11 protein-coding genes and 4 tRNA genes are annotated in these 17476 nt (G+C 43.6%); 6 read left to right on the forward strand and 9 right to left on the reverse strand.

Annotated features, from left to right (window positions below; genetic code table 11):
* Nucleotides 1–89 precede the first annotated feature (89 nt).
* The 4 genes from L2747_RS20450 to L2747_RS20465 form a co-directional block, all read right to left on the reverse strand.
* Entirely contained in the window at nt 90–2075 is a 1986-nt protein-coding gene (locus L2747_RS20450; RefSeq protein ID WP_428848553.1) for a TonB-dependent copper receptor, read from the reverse strand.
* 195 nt (nt 2076–2270) lie between these two features.
* The gene (locus L2747_RS20455; RefSeq protein WP_249000807.1) at nt 2271–3626 is read right to left on the reverse strand and encodes a sodium-dependent transporter; all 1356 of its coding nucleotides are present in this window, start codon (nt 3624–3626) and stop codon (nt 2271–2273) included.
* Nucleotides 3627–3949: 323 nt separating this feature from the next.
* Complete coding sequence (locus tag L2747_RS20460; RefSeq protein ID WP_220781537.1) at nt 3950–4426, reverse strand: Lrp/AsnC family transcriptional regulator; 477 nt, start codon at nt 4424–4426, stop codon at nt 3950–3952.
* A gap of 115 nt (nt 4427–4541) precedes the next feature.
* Nucleotides 4542–5345 carry a phosphatase PAP2 family protein gene (locus tag L2747_RS20465; RefSeq protein WP_249000808.1) on the reverse strand — a complete coding sequence of 268 codons (804 nt, stop codon included), beginning with the start codon at nt 5343–5345 and terminating at the stop codon, nt 4542–4544.
* A gap of 202 nt (nt 5346–5547) precedes the next feature.
* Between L2747_RS20465 and L2747_RS20470 the strand changes: the two genes are divergently transcribed.
* On the forward strand, nt 5548–6408 hold the full coding sequence (locus L2747_RS20470; protein ID WP_249000809.1) for a DUF417 family protein: 861 nt from the start codon (nt 5548–5550) through the stop codon (nt 6406–6408).
* Between the two features lie 102 nt (nt 6409–6510).
* Here the strand turns inward: L2747_RS20470 and ubiK are convergent, their stop codons facing one another.
* From ubiK to L2747_RS20490, 4 genes are all read right to left on the reverse strand, one after another.
* Nucleotides 6511–6765, reverse strand: coding sequence for a ubiquinone biosynthesis accessory factor UbiK (ubiK, locus tag L2747_RS20475; protein WP_249000810.1), 255 nt, complete (start codon nt 6763–6765; stop codon nt 6511–6513).
* Between the two features lie 161 nt (nt 6766–6926).
* Nucleotides 6927–10019: a multidrug efflux RND transporter permease subunit gene (locus tag L2747_RS20480; protein ID WP_249000811.1), complete on the reverse strand. Its 3093-nt coding sequence runs from the start codon at nt 10017–10019 to the stop codon at nt 6927–6929.
* A 15-nt stretch (nt 10020–10034) separates the two neighbouring features.
* Complete coding sequence (locus L2747_RS20485) at nt 10035–11153, reverse strand: efflux RND transporter periplasmic adaptor subunit (RefSeq protein ID WP_249000812.1); 1119 nt, start codon at nt 11151–11153, stop codon at nt 10035–10037.
* A gap of 15 nt (nt 11154–11168) precedes the next feature.
* Nucleotides 11169–11747, reverse strand: coding sequence for a TetR/AcrR family transcriptional regulator (locus L2747_RS20490; protein ID WP_249000813.1), 579 nt, complete (start codon nt 11745–11747; stop codon nt 11169–11171).
* 240 nt (nt 11748–11987) lie between these two features.
* On the opposite strand from L2747_RS20490, the gene rep reads away from it, so the two are divergent.
* Nucleotides 11988–14003: a DNA helicase Rep gene (rep, locus tag L2747_RS20495; RefSeq protein WP_249000814.1), complete on the forward strand. Its 2016-nt coding sequence runs from the start codon at nt 11988–11990 to the stop codon at nt 14001–14003.
* Nucleotides 14004–14068: 65 nt separating this feature from the next.
* Here the strand turns inward: rep and L2747_RS20500 are convergent, their stop codons facing one another.
* Nucleotides 14069–16708, reverse strand: a complete 2640-nt coding sequence (locus L2747_RS20500; protein WP_249000815.1) for a sensor domain-containing diguanylate cyclase — start codon at nt 16706–16708, stop codon at nt 14069–14071.
* A 228-nt stretch (nt 16709–16936) separates the two neighbouring features.
* Between L2747_RS20500 and L2747_RS20505 the strand changes: the two genes are divergently transcribed.
* From L2747_RS20505 to L2747_RS20520, 4 genes are all read left to right on the forward strand, one after another.
* Nucleotides 16937–17013: transfer RNA gene (locus L2747_RS20505), tRNA-Arg, on the forward strand.
* A gap of 37 nt (nt 17014–17050) precedes the next feature.
* Nucleotides 17051–17126 (forward strand) — tRNA-His (locus L2747_RS20510).
* Between the two features lie 24 nt (nt 17127–17150).
* Nucleotides 17151–17227 (forward strand) — tRNA-Pro (locus L2747_RS20515).
* A gap of 58 nt (nt 17228–17285) precedes the next feature.
* Nucleotides 17286–17362 (forward strand) — tRNA-Pro (locus L2747_RS20520).
* Nucleotides 17363–17476 lie beyond the last annotated feature (114 nt).

Below are 17476 nucleotides of genomic sequence, written 5' to 3' on the forward strand. Positions count from 1 at the left end.
ATTCGGTATTAGCAGCTAAGTATTAGTTGTTCATTGAAAAACAAAAAGTCCGCTCAGTTGAGCGGACTTTTTAGTTAAAAAGCTAAAGCTTAGAAAGTGTAATCCACTTTTACCCACGCAGTGCGGCCGGGTTCATTAACTTGAAATGTTGGTTCGCTTCCTGGAATGTCGTTACCTGCACCTGAGCGACTAATGTGCTCGGCATAGGTAATATCAAATAGATTTTCTATGCCAAAGCTAACCAATAGTGCATCGTTGTGCTTCCAACTTGCGTTGAACGAAAGCGTACCAAAGCCGCTACTTTCTGCTAAGTCTTGGCCTGAGATATTCCCCTCACCAATAGCGACGCGATCTTGCGCTGCGACTAAGCGCCATAACAGACCCGCTGCCCATTGATTGTATTGATAGTCTAAGGTGATGCGTCCCTCAAGCGGCGGGATCTGCCCTAATGGCGTGCCAGCTGTGTCGTTGTCGCCATGGCTATAGCTAACGCTTGTTTGCGTTGAAAAATGCTCGGTTAGCGGAATTGTTGCAGCGACTTCACCGCCAAAAACTGTCGCATCAATGTTGTAAGCACTGGTTTTATCTGTATTGGCATCAATTAAGATATAGTCACGGATCTCACCGTAAAACAGTGAAGTAGAGATAGCGATATCTGCTTCGTAGATCCAACCGATATCAAGCTGAGTGGTTTTCTCTGGCGCTAAGTCGAAAGCTTTTTGGCTTGGGTTATTCACATCGGCTTTCATGATCTCCCAGTAATCAGGAATGCGCTGCGCGTGGCCAACACCTGCGTAGTACTGGCTGTTACCTGACGTTAACTCATAGCGACCGTAACCACTGAACAAGTCATCGCTGCGTTCACCTTGTTGACCAACCATAAGCTCGGTTTTCCAGTGGTCATAACGCGCGCCTGCAAGCAATTGCCCATGGGGTAACTCATAGGTGGATTCAACAAATAAGCCACTGGTTTGATAGCGCATATTGTCTTTGAACGGTTTATTGAGCAGGTCATCGAGTCCATTATCAACAGCAGGATTAATGCTGCGACCCTCATGGGTACTGTCCATATGGTCAACGCCAGCAGTTAATGTCCAGTCGTTGGCTAAAGTAAAGTCGAGCCATAAATGCCCACCCGAGGTGGTGCGTCTAACGTTAGTCCCCGAGTTGACTCCTTGGTCAAATTGGTCCATAACGTGGTCATTTTCATTGGTGTAAGCTTGCAGCTCAATGCTGTTTAGCCACTGACTATCAAATTCGTGTTGCAGTAAAAAGGTTAGGTTTTCATTGCTAATTTCGCGGGCTTTATTGGCACGGTCGGCATACTCTGCTTCGCCAGATGAACTGCCATAGGCAAGCTCTAAAACGGTTTGTTCAGTTGGAGTCCAACCAAGTGCAAAGTTGTAGTTAGAACGGTCGTAACTCGATTGCACTTTATTGCCATCACCATCTTTATAATGATCACTTGATGACTGGTTAACATCCATATCGAAGTAATGTTTTTCGTCACCCGCTTTCAGCTCGACCAAGTAATCGGTACGACCAAAGCTACCAGCGGTCATACTCGCGCGGCCATCAAGCCCCGGTTCATCAAAGCTGTGACGGTCCTTTTCAAATAACACCGTCCCTGCGCTACCTACCGGACCGTACTTAACGGTTTGTGGCCCTTTAATTACGGTAATATTGTCGTAGGCTTCAGGGTAAATATAGGCTGTTGGTGGATCCATACGTCCGCCGCAAGTGCCTGCGACATGCTGACCATCATCAACAATACTCAAACGAGAGCCACCTAAACCGCGCAGGCTAGGATCACCGCCTGCGCCCCCCTTTCGGCCGATACTAAAACCTGGAATGGTCTTTAAAAATCCTGCGCCGTCATATGCAGGTAAAGGTAAGCGTGGTTTTTTAGGGTCGGTATAGGTTTTGGTTGGGTCTTTCATCAATTCGCCAGTGACCACGATGCGCTCTACAGGTTGCGATTCGTCAGCTTTTGTCACAGTTTCATTGGCTAAACAGGGTAGAGAGATTAATCCCAAGGTGACGAAAGGAATCGTCAAAATACTTTTCTTGTTCATCATGGTGTCACTGTCGTTATTTATTTTTCGCCTGTTTTACAGGGCTTTATAAATACAGCAAACCAATTTGTCCCAAGGTGCGACAAAGGGTCACAGGTAGGTGTGACAGGCTTCACTTTCTTGGGGGGCGCACATAGAAAAAGGGCGATAATATCGCCCTTACAAAGTTTGCTCAAAATGCGGCTATTTAGCTATTTAGCTAATTAGCTGCACAATAATCATGATGATTAAAAGTGGGCAAATGTACTTCACATACCAAGGCCATACTTTCCAGAAAAGACTATTAGCTTGCACACCTTCTTGCTGACCAATCGCTGTGATTAACTGATTTCTGTTCCATACCCAACCTAAGTAGATGGCAATACCTAGAGCGATTAGTGGCTGTGCACGCTCTGTGGTTAGGGTGATCATAAAGCTGAATAGGCTGTCGAAATTAAACACAACTATCATAGATAGCGCGGCAATTAAGCTGCCTACAAGCAACGTTGCTTTGTCGCGGCTTAAGGTCGTTTTCTCAACTAAGTAGCTGGTGGGCACTTCAACAATTGAGATAGCTGAAGTTAAACCGGCAATGGTCATTAAGATAAAGAACACAATCGCTAATAGGTATTGGCTCACACCGCCAATAGTATCGAATAGTGCAGGCAGTACAGTAAACACTAAGGTGTCAGAGTTCAGTAAGCTGCCATCTTCTGCAAAAATTTGTACGCCGTTATGCTGCGCCACGTACATAGCAGGGATCACCATTAATGCCGCTAAAAATGCCACTGAGGTGTCGGTTAGGGTGACGTAGGCGGTTAGCTTAGCTAGGTCTTCTTTTTGGCTTAAGTAAGCGCCATAAACCATCATTGCCGCAGTACCAATGGTTAATGAGAAAAAGGTCTGTCCTAGCGCGCCAATCAATACATCTGCATCAAATACCCGCGAAAAGTCAGGTACTAGTAATACTTCTAAACCTTGCATGGCGCCAGGCTGAGTCAAGATATACACCACGCCAGCGACTAAGATCAGTAATAACATAGGCATTAAACGCTTAGACCAACGCTCGATACCTTTTTGTACACCTTGGCGGATCACTAAAATCACCATAGCGATAAAGATTAGGGTAAACACTAGATTGCGCGACAAGCTAAAATCCATTAACCAATTAGCCGCTTGAGTTTGGCCGCTTATCTCTGCAATAGGCGCAATGGCAAAACTAACAAACCAGCCTGATAAAATACTGTAGAAAGTACAGATTAGTGTAGCGGTCACAATTGAGATAAAGCCAATTGCTTTACCTATTCTTTTGGTGAGCGGAGTGTTGGCGATTTTAGCCATAGCATCTGCTGGATTGGTTTGGCCGTGGCGACCAATCATGAGTTCGGCCATTAACATTGGATAGCCTAGCACTAAGATCAGAAACAGATAAACCAGCAAGAAAGCGCCGCCGCCATGAGTGGCAGCTTGAGTTGGGAAACCCCAAATATTACCTACGCCCACCGCAGAACCTGCCGCGGCCATAATAAAGCCTATCTTTGAGCTAAAGTGCCCTTGTTTTACTGTACTCATTGGAGCTCTCTTTCTGACTATCTTGATCAACTAAGAGCGCGCATATTAGTGGTTTAAAAATACGAGTCAACGCCAAAAAGAAGCGTTATAAATCGCTTTCGCAATGTTTATCGTCTTCTTTTTGCCTATTTTTGAATTTATTTGTCGACATACTGATTTGCGTTGCTTTATTATTGCGATGATCGGTTTGTATTAACGCTTATGCGCAATAAAATCATTTAACGAATAAACTGAAAAATGAGAGCGAATGCACAGATTATAGTCTCTTGGCTACAATCTGTGGTGGATTCAGCTGCCTAAAAGCAGGTGAGTAAAACAGAAGTTTAGCTCGGTAGCGGAATGCTGGTTTGGTTTTTAACTTGTTTTAGGACGAAGCTCGAACGTACACCCGCAATGTGGTCATTGGTGGTGAGTTTGTCGAGCAGGAACACTTTAAAGTGCTTCATGTCGGTCACCAGTACTTTTATTTGGTAATCGGCATCGCTACCAGTGAGCAGGCAACATTCTTGTACTTCATCGTAACTGCTGATTTTCTCCTCAAAGGCATCAAGGATATCTGTTGAGTGCTTTTCTAATCGCACTTGAATATAGGCAGTGAGCGCTAGATCGAAATGTTCTGCACTGAGCAAGGTGGCGTAGCCGGCAATATAGCCAGCTTCTTCTAGTGACTTAACCCGTCTAGAGCAAGGTGATGGCGAAAGGCCTACCTTTTCAGCGAGTTCTTGATTAGACAATTTACCATGTTGCTGCATTAGTTTGAGGATATGCAGGTCAATCTTATCTAATTGCAATTCAGCCATGTTTTTCATCAAAATACCGTTTTGTTTGCAGGCAGAATACCGCAATTAATATCAAGCGCAAGCAAGCGTCTTAATAAAGTTTATTTTGCTGAGTTAATATTATGGCTGTGATTGATCACGCTGTTTTTAATGGCATGTTGAGTTTATTACTGACCTTAGCCCACAATATTTGAGTCATATAAATACTGCTAAAGGCGATACAACCACCAATGGCTGTTGATGCTAAGACATCTTGTGGCCAGTGCATGCCCAAAAACATGCGGCTAAAGCCCATAGCAATGGCCCAAGATAATAGAAGCAATGGCATAACTAGATTGCCCGAAAGTAATAGGTAATAGCCAACAACAAGAGCTAAGGTGACTGCAAATAGTGTGTGACCCGATGGAAACGCGTAACCGACTTCATGCTTCCAGTGGCGCTTAATTGAAGAGCTAAGCTGCAGATCTGGGCGGGCAATATCAAGTTGATTGATGGCAACTGTTATTATTTGTCTTTTTTCGGCTTTGTCATGTTGATAAAAATCTTGGGTATTTAGTAGGTATTCTTGCTCAAGTAGAGCAGCGTTGGGGCGAGGCTCGGCAAAGTAGGGTTTTAAAAATTGATTAAGGCTTAATGTGGCCGCCATACTGATTGAAACCGCTAATACTAGCTTTATGAAATGTGCTTTACTCATACTGCGATAGCAAGCTGTGAGAATGAGTAAGCCAGTGATGATGCCATAAGGTGCAGTACCTGTACTGGTGAGCCAATAAAGGGTTTCAGATAGCCAAGTATTTAAGGCAATACTGGGGAATAAACTGCTAGCGGTTAGATAGATAGTGGCAGGGATGATTAACAGTAACGCCCAAGCCACGATGATCATTTTATTGGTTTGTGGAGGCGAAAATAGAGTTGGGTGGTTTGGATTTAAATTATTCAAAAATGCCTCAGTACGCAGTATACAAAGCCTTAATACAGGCCGTTATTGAAGAAGACTCGTTATGCCACAAGGCTAACTATTGAAGTCGTGACATTCTAGCCCTTGTGGATGAAGCGTAAATTAATCTTATTTCATAAAATACTTAATTGAATGAAAGGCATTATTGCTTTTGCGGGTCTACTGCAAAAAATAGGAGCCTTACATGTCTAATATACTTAAACACTTATCCGTTGCTAACACTATTGTGATAGCACGGATCTTGTTAGCGAGCTTTTTATTGTTGACCGCAATGCCTAGATTTACAGCAAACGACTCAAGCTATTTCTCTCAGCAATTATTGGAGGTTGGCTTGCCAGCTCTCCCTTGGCTAGGAGTTGTTATTGGGTTTGTACAATTGCTTACGGTAATTGCCCTGCTGAAGCCGCGACAGCGTTGGGCGCAAGTGCTGATTTACCTGTACGCAGGTTTAGCCACAGTGCCATTACTGATGATGTTTACCCACCCGGTTTGGCTAGATAGTTTAGGTGGTTTCCCAGCAATTGGTGCAGGTCAGGGGCTGATTAAATATCTAGGTATTGTTGGCTTAGCCTTGTTTATTAGCTCATTTTATAGTGGTAACAAAACCATTAACCAGCTAGCTGAGAAACTGATGTTAACTGGAATCGTGCTAGTAATGTTGTGGATAGGTGGTATGAAATTCACCCAATATGAGGCCGATGGTATTGAAGGCTTGATGCGCACAAGTCCGCTATTTAGTTGGATTTACGACTTGTTTAGCGTGCTGCACGGCTCTTATTTTATCGGTGTGATTGAATTGATTGCAGTTGCTGGTATCGCGTTACTGCCTTGGTCTAAAAATGCTTATATTGCGGGGCTCTGTATTGCTGCATTGACGTTTGCCGCCACGCAAACGTTTGTGATTAGTCTGCCCGCATACGAAACTAGTATGGGCTTTGCTATGCTCACCGGCAGCGGTCAGTTTATAGTGAAAGACTTAGCTTTGCTGGCTTGTAGCATTATTTTGCTTGCTAAAGTATTTGAGAGTAGTGCTAGCGAAGACTAATACTATTCAGAGATACTTCATTTTGTGAATACAAAAAGAGCATCTAATAATAGATGCTCTTTCTATTTAAATACATGAACCGCGGCAGCTAACTTAGTAAAGTTAGCCTGCTTGGTTTAACTTAGCTTCTAGCGCGTCTACTTGCGCTTGTAGTGCTTCTAGTTTCTCACGGGTTTTAATTAACACGTGCTGCTGCACTTCAAACTCTTCGCGAGATACGACATCTAATTTTTGTAGCTGATTTTGCAGTACCTGCTTGCTACGTTCTTCAAATTCGCCAGCGAACTGCTTCAATCCGCTAGGTAGATTTTCGCTTAACTGCTTAGCAACTTCTTCGATTTTCTTCGGGTTAATCATTATCTATATCCGCTTAAGTGCATAGTGCTTGTTATTAATTGATTGTACCTGAGCATAGGTATATTGCCAAAATAATCACCGTTGAGTGTGAATCAAAACTCGATAAATCAAATGGCAATAAAAAAGCCTGCAATGCTGCAGGCTTTTGGTTGGGTTAAAGGTTAAGCGTGGGAAGCTTTAGTCTCTTGAGTATCTTCATCAAATACAGGCAGAGGCTCATGTTTTTCTGCCAAGTAGGTATAAATTACTGGTAGAACAAACAAGGTGAATACGGTACCAATTGCTAGACCTGACACGATTACTAGGCCGATGTTAAAGCGCGCAACAGCGCCTGCTCCTGATGCAAATAATAGCGGGATTAAACCTGCAATCATCGCTGCGGTGGTCATTAAGATTGGACGTAAACGAATCGTCGCAGCATGCTTAATGGCGTCCATTTTACTCAAGGCGTTATGCAGCTGTTCCTCTTTAGCGACTTCACACATCAAAATACCGTGCTTAGTAATTAGCCCCACCAAGGTTATTAAGCCGACCTGAGTGTAGATATTCATCGACGATAGGCCAAACACATGAGTCCAACCTAAGGCAACTAAAGCACCACTGATAGCTAACGGCACAGATACTAAGATCACTAATGGATCTCTAAGGCTTTCAAATTGGCTAGCAAGAACTAAGAAGATAATCGCTAACGCTAAACCAAAGGTGGCATATAGTGCTGAGCCTTCAGTCACGTATTGACGCGCTTCACCTAAGAAATCGTAGCTATAGCCTTTAGGTAAGTCGTTATCACCAATGTTCTTAAGGAAGGTAATAGCATCACCAATGGCAACGCCTGGCGCTGCAACGCCACCTACGGTAATTGCATTCATCTGGTTGAAGTGTGGCAATGAGCGTGGCTCTGAGATGATCTCTACATCCACTAAACTCGACAGTGGGATTGAACGACCGTCAGCTGCGGTGAGGTAATAACCCGCTAGCGCTTCAGGGTTAGCACGCAATGCTCGTTCAACTTGTGGGATCACCTCATACGAGCGACCGTCTAAGTTGATACGGTTGACGTAACCATCACTCATCATGGTGGTAAGCGTGAGACCGATATCTTGCATGGTGATGCCGTAGGCACCGGCAACGTCACGCTTAATATGGATCTTCATTGAACCTGAGTCGAACTTTAAGTTCACCTCTGAGTATACAAACAGCGGACTTTGCTGCACTTTTTCAAGTACGCCTGAACCAATTTGGAATAAGCTCTCAAATGAACTTGAGCTAGTGATAACAAACTGGATAGGTAGACCACTTGAAGCGCCCGGTAGCTCAGGCATTTGGAAGGTGGTTACTGCCATGCCTGGTACGTTTTTCACTTCTTTACCAAAGAACTCTTGCATCTGCTTTTGGCTCTTGTCGCGTTCGCTCCAAGGCACGAGTGGCGCAATACCGAAGGCTTGGTTGGCGTTAGGCACACCGACGAAAGCTAAAGATGCAGCCGCTTCTGGTTGAGCGCTGATCATATCGGTCACCAATGTCATATTGGCTTGGATATAATCGAGGTTAGCACTAGAGGGCGCTGTGCCCATCATCATTACTACGCTCTTATCTTCGTTTGGTGCTAGCTCTGACGGAATAAAGCTAAATAAGATAGGTAGCGAAGCGAATACGATAAACGCAAAGCCTATCACCACAGGGCGCTTATTGAGCACGGCTGTTAGCATGCGGTTATAGCGACTTGTTAATCCGTTTAAGAAGTTCTCAACGCCGCGCTCAAAACGGTTTGGCTCTGAGTGTGCTTTAAGGATTTTTGAGCACATCATAGGTGACAAAGTCAGTGCTACAATACCAGAGATAAATACGGCTCCGGCAAGGGTTAAGGCAAACTCTTTAAACAGTGAACCTGTGATACCACCCATCAGTGCAATAGGCGCGTATACCGCAGCAAGTGTGATGGTCATTGAAATCACCGGTACCGCGATTTCACGGGTACCGATAATCGCGGCTCTAAATGGCGTTTCACCTAGCTTGATATGCCTGTCGACGTTTTCTACCACCACGATGGCGTCATCCACCACTAAACCAATGGCGAGTACCATTGCCAGTAGTGTCATTAGATTAAGGGTAAAACCGAACATCTGCATGATAACGGCAACCCCAATGAGCGACAGTGGAATAGTGACAATTGGAATGATGACTGCACGGAACGAACCTAAGAAGAGAGTGATAACCACGATAACGATTAATGCTGCTTCGCCAATGGTCTTAATAACTTCATTGATTGATTCATCAATAGCCAGTGATGAGTCATAAAGTACGCGAGCCTTCATTGAGATTGGCAGGTTGCGTTCAATTTGCGGCATCATTGCTCGCGCATCGGCTGCAACAATCAGTGGGTTAGCAGTAGGGGTAACATCGAGACCGACAACTACAGCTTCTTGACCATCGGCTAGAGCACGGTAAACATCGTGACTTTTTTCCAAGTTAACGCTGGCTATGTCACCTAAACGGATCACTAAGCCGTCTTTGCTACCAATAACCAGTTTCTCAAGTTCATCAACGGTTGCAACTTGAGTATCAGCGGTACCGTTTAGTAGCGTGAATGTATTGTTTGTTTGGCCAACTGCAGATTGATAGTTGTTCGCCTGCAGTACATTCATTACATCGGTAGCAGACAGGTTAAAAGCTCCCATACGAGCGGGGTCTAACCATATACGCATGGCGTACTTGATACCGCCGTATAGGTTAACCTTAGCAACACCATCAATAGTAAACAGTTCAGGTTTAACCACACGCTCTAAGTAATCAGTGATTTGGCTAGAGTTGATTTGATCACTATAAAACGAGATGTATAGCGCAGAAGTTTGCGCACCTGTCGACATCTCTACTGTTGGGTCTTCAGCCTCTTTGGGTAGCTGGGAACGCACCGAGTTTACCTTCGCCAGAATATCAGCCAAAGCACCATTAGGATCAGTGTTAAGCTTCATATACACAGAGATTTTAGAGCTACCCAAAAAGCTGTCTGAGGTCATAAAGTCAACGTTGTCAGCTTGGGCTAAGGCTTGCTCTAAAGGTTGAGTGATAAAGCCTTGAATTAAGTTTGAATCAGCACCGTAATAGCTGGTGGTTACAGTCACTACAGTGTTGGTCATCTCTGGATATTCACGTACTTGCATGCTTTTAAGCGAATAAAAGCCTAGTAGTAAAATCAGAAAGCTGATTGAGGCGGCAAGTACCGGCCTGCGGATAAATATATCAGTAAAGCGCATTGGCTAACCCTCCGCTTACAGCTGTGGCAATGTGGCTGGAGGGGTTAATGCATCATCCTCAGTCACTTTGACTTTACTGTTATTACTTAAGCGAACTTGTCCTGAGGTCACTACGCTATCACCCGCTTTAATATCACCGCTGACTAAGGCGTTGAGTTCATCACGCTCAAGTACAGTTACGTTGATTTGTTTAACGCGTTTTACTTGCTCGCCATTTTCGGTTTTCTCTTCAATTAGGTAAACAGAGTCACCGTAAAGGGTAAAGCTGATTGCCGTTTGCGGCAGTACGACTTGCTCTGTTAACTCAGGTAATTGAATGTCTACTTTGGCGAACATACCGCTACGTAATTTAGCATCGGTATTAGGGATCTGTGCTTGTACTTGGATTAAACCACTTTGGTAAAATACCGCAGGCTCAATCGCTGAAATAACACCTTCAAACGGTTCGGTTGGATAAGCATCAACATATACGTGCACTTTTTGGCCGGTAGCAATACGAGACAGCTGAGTTTGTGGAATAGTGAAACGGATCTTCATGGTACTGATATCTTCAAGGCGAACGATATCTGTGCCGCTTTGAAGGTACTCACCTAAATTAACATTACGAATACCAACTAGGCCTTTAAACGGTGCTTTTATCTCACGACGACCAATAGTGGCACTTAAGCTTTCAATGTCAGCCATCAAAGCTAAGTACTTAGATTGGCTATTATCGAGATCTTGCTTAGAGACAGAGTTTTGCTTATAGAGCTTACTCAGGCGTTTGTAGTCAGCCTCCGCTGCCGGTAATTGTACTTGCTTGCTCTTAAGGTTGGCTTTTTCCACTTTTGAGTCTAGCTCAATAAGCATCTGTCCATCGTTAACTGGGCTGCCATTTTCGAAGCGAATAGCTGAAACTACACCTGCTAGCTCGTTGGCGATAGTGACGCCTTGGTTTGGTTCTACAAATCCAATAGCATTGATAGTGGGTTGCCATTTGGCTTCTATAACATCAATTGCAGTGACCGGAGCAACAGCTTCTGGCATGTTGGCAATTGCATCGGCAATTTTTCCTTTGATGAATAGGTTAAAACCGATGACTGAGCCAAAGGCCAGTACTGCAATGATAATCATCACCAGGGTCCATTTTTTCATGTCCTGATAACTCCTTTAGTTGGTCTGTGTAGTTGGGATTAAAATGGCTCGCCAGCATAGATCGCAGGCAAGTGTGATTTCTTTTTGGTCGTATTCAACGAGGCCACGCCTCATTGCTCGTGCCATTGCCATTGCTGGCTCCATCGAGATGGCATATAGCGCTCGTGGATGTAGAGGCTGAATCAGTTTTTGTTCTAGCCCTTGTTCAAATAGCCGGTGTAATGGCTCGAAGAGCTTCATTTCGATCGCACGGATCTCTTCGGTATTACTTTCAGGTAGGTGAGCGTATTGCTCATAACTTAAATTGGTCGGTGATCTTTGTTTACCAAAGTCATGCATTTTCATCCAAATTCTTTTGAATCTTTGCTCAAGTGTACCGACGTCATGATCGGCTAATACCGAAGCAGCAACATGAGCTAAGACATCTTTTCTAAGCTCTAAGACAAGTTCATCTTTATCTTTAAAGTAACGGTAAATAGTGCCAGCTGCGACTTCAGCCTCTTTGGCAACCTGCTGCATTGATAAACCTTGTATTCCGCCAGCGGCGATAATTTTCTCTGCAGCACGAAGAATGCGATCGTGTTTATTGCGCATAATAGACTCAAAAGTGAATGAACGTTCATTCACTAGTTTAGTGTTAGGATTAAATGTTAGCAAGTAGCTGTACGAAAAAACTTCGGGACATAGTAGCTAAGTAGATGATTGAACTATGGATAAATATAGCTGTAAATTTTTGAGTAAGAGATATTGTCGATAACTTTTCCGCTTAGTTAAGGCTTTCTGCTATCATTCCTGTTTTAGCACCTTCCTCAATATCTTGGTTTTAACGTATCCATGAAGCTCAATCCCGGACAAAATGATGCCGTGCACTATGTTAGCGGTCCTTGCTTAGTACTTGCTGGCGCAGGTAGTGGCAAGACCAGAGTAATTATTAATAAAATTGCGTATCTGGTGGAAAAATGTGGCTATAAGGCACGTAATATTGCCGCTGTAACATTTACCAATAAAGCGGCACGCGAGATGAAAGAACGTGTGTCTCAGTCTATGGGGCGTAAAGAAGCACGTGGATTATGGATTTCAACTTTCCATACTTTAGGACTTGAGATCATTAAGCGTGAGCATAAGGTGGTTGGCTTAAAAGCGGGTTTTTCGCTATTTGATGATCAAGACACCTTGGCTTTATTAAAAGAGCTTACCCAAGATGAGCTTGATGAAGATAAAGATCTATTAAGGCTGCTAGCAACGACCATTTCAAACTGGAAGGGCGACCTGGTTATTCCTGAGCAGGCGCGCAAAATTGCTAAAGATGAACAGCAGCAGTTGTTTGCGCTATTGTACCAGCGCTATGCGCAGCATATGAAAGCCTATAATGCGCTTGATTTTGATGACTTGATTCTACTGCCGACTTTATTGCTAAGACAGAATGAAGAGGTAAGAACTCGCTGGCAAACCCGTATTCAATATATGCTGGTGGATGAGTATCAAGATACCAACACTAGCCAATATGAAATGGTTAAATTGCTGGTGGGAGAGCGTGCGCGCTTTACTGTGGTAGGTGATGACGACCAATCTATCTACTCATGGCGTGGTGCAAAACCGCAAAATTTAGTGTTACTGGGTAAAGATTTCCCTAGATTGAAATTGATTAAGCTAGAGCAGAATTATCGCTCTAGCCAGCGTATCTTGAGGGCGGCAAACATCTTGATTGCCAATAACCCTCACGTTTATGAAAAGGCACTATTCAGTGAACTCGCTTATGGTGAGCCTATAAGAGTGCTTATTGCTGCCAATGAAGAGCAAGAAGCCGAACGAGTAGTAGCTGAAATGATCCGCCATAAGTTTGTGGGTAAAACTTCCTTTGGCGATTACGCAATTCTATACCGCGGTAACCATCAGTCTCGTTTGCTTGAACGTGCGCTAATGACTAACCGTATTCCTTATAAGCTAAGTGGTGGCACATCTTTCTTCGGTCGCGCTGAAATTAAAGACATCATGGCTTACCTACGCTTAATCGTGAACCCTGATGACGATAATGCCTTTTTGCGCATTGTTAACTTACCCAAGCGTGGTATTGGTCCTGCAACACTTGAGCGCTTAGGCAACTTTGCTAACAAGAAGCAGATCTCTATGTTTGCCGCGATCTTTGAAGCAGATTTGAACCATGAGCTGCCGCCTGCTGCGATGTCTAGCTTGTATCATTTTGGCCGCTTTGTCGTTGAAACAGGGGATTTGGCAGAACGAGGTGATCCTGTTGATGCGGTGAAGCAGTTAATTCGTAAAATTAACTACGAAGATTACCTGTATGAGACCAGTACTAGCGCGAAAGCGGCAGAAATGCGTATGAAAAACATTTCAGAGCTGTATCGTTGGGTTACTGAAATGCTGCAAGGCGATGATCTTGATGAAGGGATGACATTACCTGAGGTTGTAACTCGTTTAACGCTGCGCGACATGATGGAGCGTAACAGTGAAGACGAGGGCGGCGATCAAGTCCAATTGATGACTTTACATGCGTCTAAAGGCTTGGAGTTCCCGTACGTCTTTATGGTGGGAGCAGAAGAGAGGATCTTGCCACATCAAAGTAGTATTGATGAAGATAATGTCGATGAAGAGCGTCGCTTAGCGTATGTGGGGATCACTCGTGCGCAAAAAGAGTTGTGGTTTGTTATTTGTCGCGAGCGTCGCCAATTTGGTGAAACGATTCGCTGTGAACCAAGCCGCTTCTTGATGGAACTTCCTCAAGATGATCTGATTTGGGAAAACCGTAAACCTGCGCAAACTGCAGAGCAAATGCAGCAATCAGGGCGTTCGAATATCGCTAATTTAAGAGATATGTTTAAGAATAAATAACCTCCCGCATAGAGCTAACGTACCGTAAGTTCTTGGCTCTTTAATCGGTTATTGATAGTGCTGGCTTATGCGCATACCTGGTTGTTGCTCAGGCTTAAGTCAGCCTGTGTGGTAACTTCTACCACGTTACCTAATGACATACCTTGGCCAAACTCAAAGCCGACTTGTTGAAGTATTTGGTTTTGCATATCGTTGTTTACCCCAACGGCAAATACCGTTAACTCCATTGCTTGCGCAGCATTAAAGTAAGCTTTAACTAGTTTAAGGTGTTGGCTGTTTTCTAAATGAGCACAGTAGCTTGAATCCAGTTTTAATGCGTTAATTGGTAAAAAAGTTAAGCTACTGATGGCACTGTGTGCGCTACCGTAGGCTTCAATACCAAGATTGATATTAAGAGGCTTTAGGCTCTCAAATGCACTAATGTGATTATTGGCATTTTGCACAAAGGCTTTTTCATCAAAAAACACTGTTAACTTACTCTTGTCGAGCCGGCACTGTTTAAGCCTATTTTTAAGGGCTCTTACTGCGTATTTATGATTTAGGTGCTGACTTGATACTGAAACCTGTAACTGTACTTGCTTGCCATATTCTTTCTGCATAGAGCTGAAATGACTATCAACAAAATCTAGCAAGTAGTTATCCAACTCAATCACCATATTGCAATGCTCTGCAATATTATTGATCTGTGCTTGCTTGATTTTTCCGAGTGTTGGATGGTGCCAAAATAACCTAGGTTCAAATGCAACTATCACACTGGTGTTGAGCTGCATAATAGGCAAGTAGCTTAGTTGTAGCTGCTTATTTTTGATTGCGTTTTTCAGCTCGTTTTCGAGTTTTATATCGGTAATTTGCTGCTTGTTAGCCGCATAGTCAAATATTACGTAACAGCCTTTGCCTTGTGATTTTGCTTGATACATGGCCGTATCAGCATCTCGTAAAATAGACTCACTAGTATCAGAATGGCTTTGGCCGCTCATAGCAATCCCAATACTACCGCTGGAATTAAATTGCTGATTAACCAATTGATAGGAGCGTGAGAGCTCTGCTAATACTCTTTCTGCAACATCCTCAGCATCTTGAGAGTCACTAATTGAGTCGAGCAAAATAACAAACTCATCCCCTCCTAAACGAGCTAGCATGTCATTACTACGAATACAGAGATTTAGTCGTTTGGCGGTTTCAATAAGAAAGCGGTCACCTTCTAAGTGACCTAAGGTATCGTTGAGTAACTTAAACCTATCCATATCAATAAAGAGTACGGCAAATCGCTCTAGGGTATGCCTGCGTACATGCTTAATTGCCTGAGTGAGTCGCTCCATAAACATCGAACGGTTAGGTAGGCCGGTTAAATTATCATGCTTAGCATCATGAACTAATTGGCGCTCAATGCGTTTACGTTGGTTAATTTCTTTCTCTAAATCACTATTTACAATTTCTAGTGCTCGGGTGCGTTGATTAACTTTATCTTCTAATTGCTCGTAGCTAAGCTTAAGGGATTCTGCTGAGAGTTTCTTTTCTATTGCGGTAGCAATATGCTGCGAGACAAACGTTAGTAGCTCTAGGTCTTTTTCTTGGTAGTTCTGGCTAAAGCTGTAGCTGTAAATAGTCAATGCGCCACAAACCTTACCGTGGATAAACAGCGGCACAGCAATCCATTGATGGATCTCTTTGGTATCATTAAGCTCTGGATTGATACTATAAAGCTCGCCAGAGTCGATAAGGGAGTTAATATCCTGCTTATTAAGTAACCTTGGTTTATGGTTGAGAAGGATGTATTCAGTTAAGCCATCACCTAGTGTGCGAGACTTTGGTGAAGGCTGGTCAAACTGAGAAACGAAATAAGGGAACGTTAACGTTTTCTTTTGCTCATCTAACAATGAAATAAAACAGTTATTAACGGGTAACAAGTGGCTAATGACGCGATGAATCTCAGTGTAAAATTGCTGGCTGTCGATATTGGCATTAGCTAAGTCTGCTATTTCGAATAGGGATTTCTGCAAACGCTCTGCGCGACGTCGTTCGTAGACCTCTTGCTTAAGTTTATTGTAGGCAATACTTAGCTCTTTAGTGCGGGTGTCAATTGCATGCTCTAACTGTTCTTGATTTTCAAGACGCTGGATAACGCCTGCTATATGGTGGCTAATAAAGTTCATTAGCTCTATTTCAACTTCAGTATAGACAATGTTAGGGCTATAGCTTTGCACCACCAATACACCGATTGTGGCATCAGCATTTTTGATAGGGGTACCAATCCACTGATGGCAACTACTTCCTCTCAGCGTAATCGCTTTAGATGCAACTAGCTCACGATAGGTGTCATCGTTACAGATCAGCGCCTGCTCTGTCTTGAGCACATAACCGGTTAGACCACTATATAAGGTGTCAGATAAGTCTTCGTCGGGATAAAAGTCGTTAGGGTGAGAATCTTTTTCATCTAGAAAAAAAGGGACTTCGATTTTACCGTTAGTAGAGTTGAGCGTAGCGATAAAAAAATTGTCAGCCGGGATCAGTTCATTGATGGATTGATGCAATGATGAATAGAATTCTTGAGGCGTGGTTACACTTGCTGCAAAGTTAGAAATATCTAACAGAGCATTCTGAGTAATTTCTGCTCGTTTATATTTCAGCGCTAACGCTTTTAAGCGAGAAATCCTTTTGTGTAGCCTCAGTGTTGATTTTGACTGAGTTGGTTCTTCCCTAAACATGCCGTTCCGCCAATCGCTATTATTCTAATTTGATTAGGATTTGGACTAATCCTTATTGATAACACGAAAACAGGTGCCATCCAAGTCATTATTTTGACGCGCAGTGACAAAATAATGTACAAATCACTCAAATCTTGAGCGAACGCACATAAAACCTGTAAAAAAAGCAAAACAAGTGTAGACGGCGAGGCGATTTGGACCTAATATATGCCCCGCTAACAAGGCAAGGCACCCATAGCTCAGCTGGATAGAGCGCACCCCTCCGGAGGGTGAGGCCGAGGGTTCGAATCCTTCTGGGTGCACCAGAATGGAAACGAGACTTGTTAGTAGGAAATATCAGTGGTGATTGTAGCTCAGTTGGTAGAGTCCCGGATTGTGATTCCGGTTGTCGTGGGTTCGAACCCCATCAGTCACCCCATTTTCCTAACGCTTTAAATTGTTTCGGTGATTAGCGCAGCCCGGTAGCGCATCTGGTTTGGGACCAGAGGGTCAGAGGTTCGAATCCTCTATCACCGACCACATTTATAAATAACGAGTTTACTCGATATTTAGCAAGTTAAGTAAGACAAAAGATTTTCGGTGATTAGCGCAGCCCGGTAGCGCATCTGGTTTGGGACCAGAGGGTCAGAGGTTCGAATCCTCTATCACCGACCACTTTTACATGAAGCCTCTAGAGAAATCTAGAGGCTTTTTTGTACCTAAAAATTGGCAAAGGATTCGAATCCTCTCTTTTTATGAAACCATGGCCGACCACTTTTCGAAAAGCCT

The organism is Shewanella marinintestina, assembly GCF_023283845.1.
Taxonomy (GTDB): Bacteria; Pseudomonadota; Gammaproteobacteria; order Enterobacterales; family Shewanellaceae; genus Shewanella; species Shewanella marinintestina.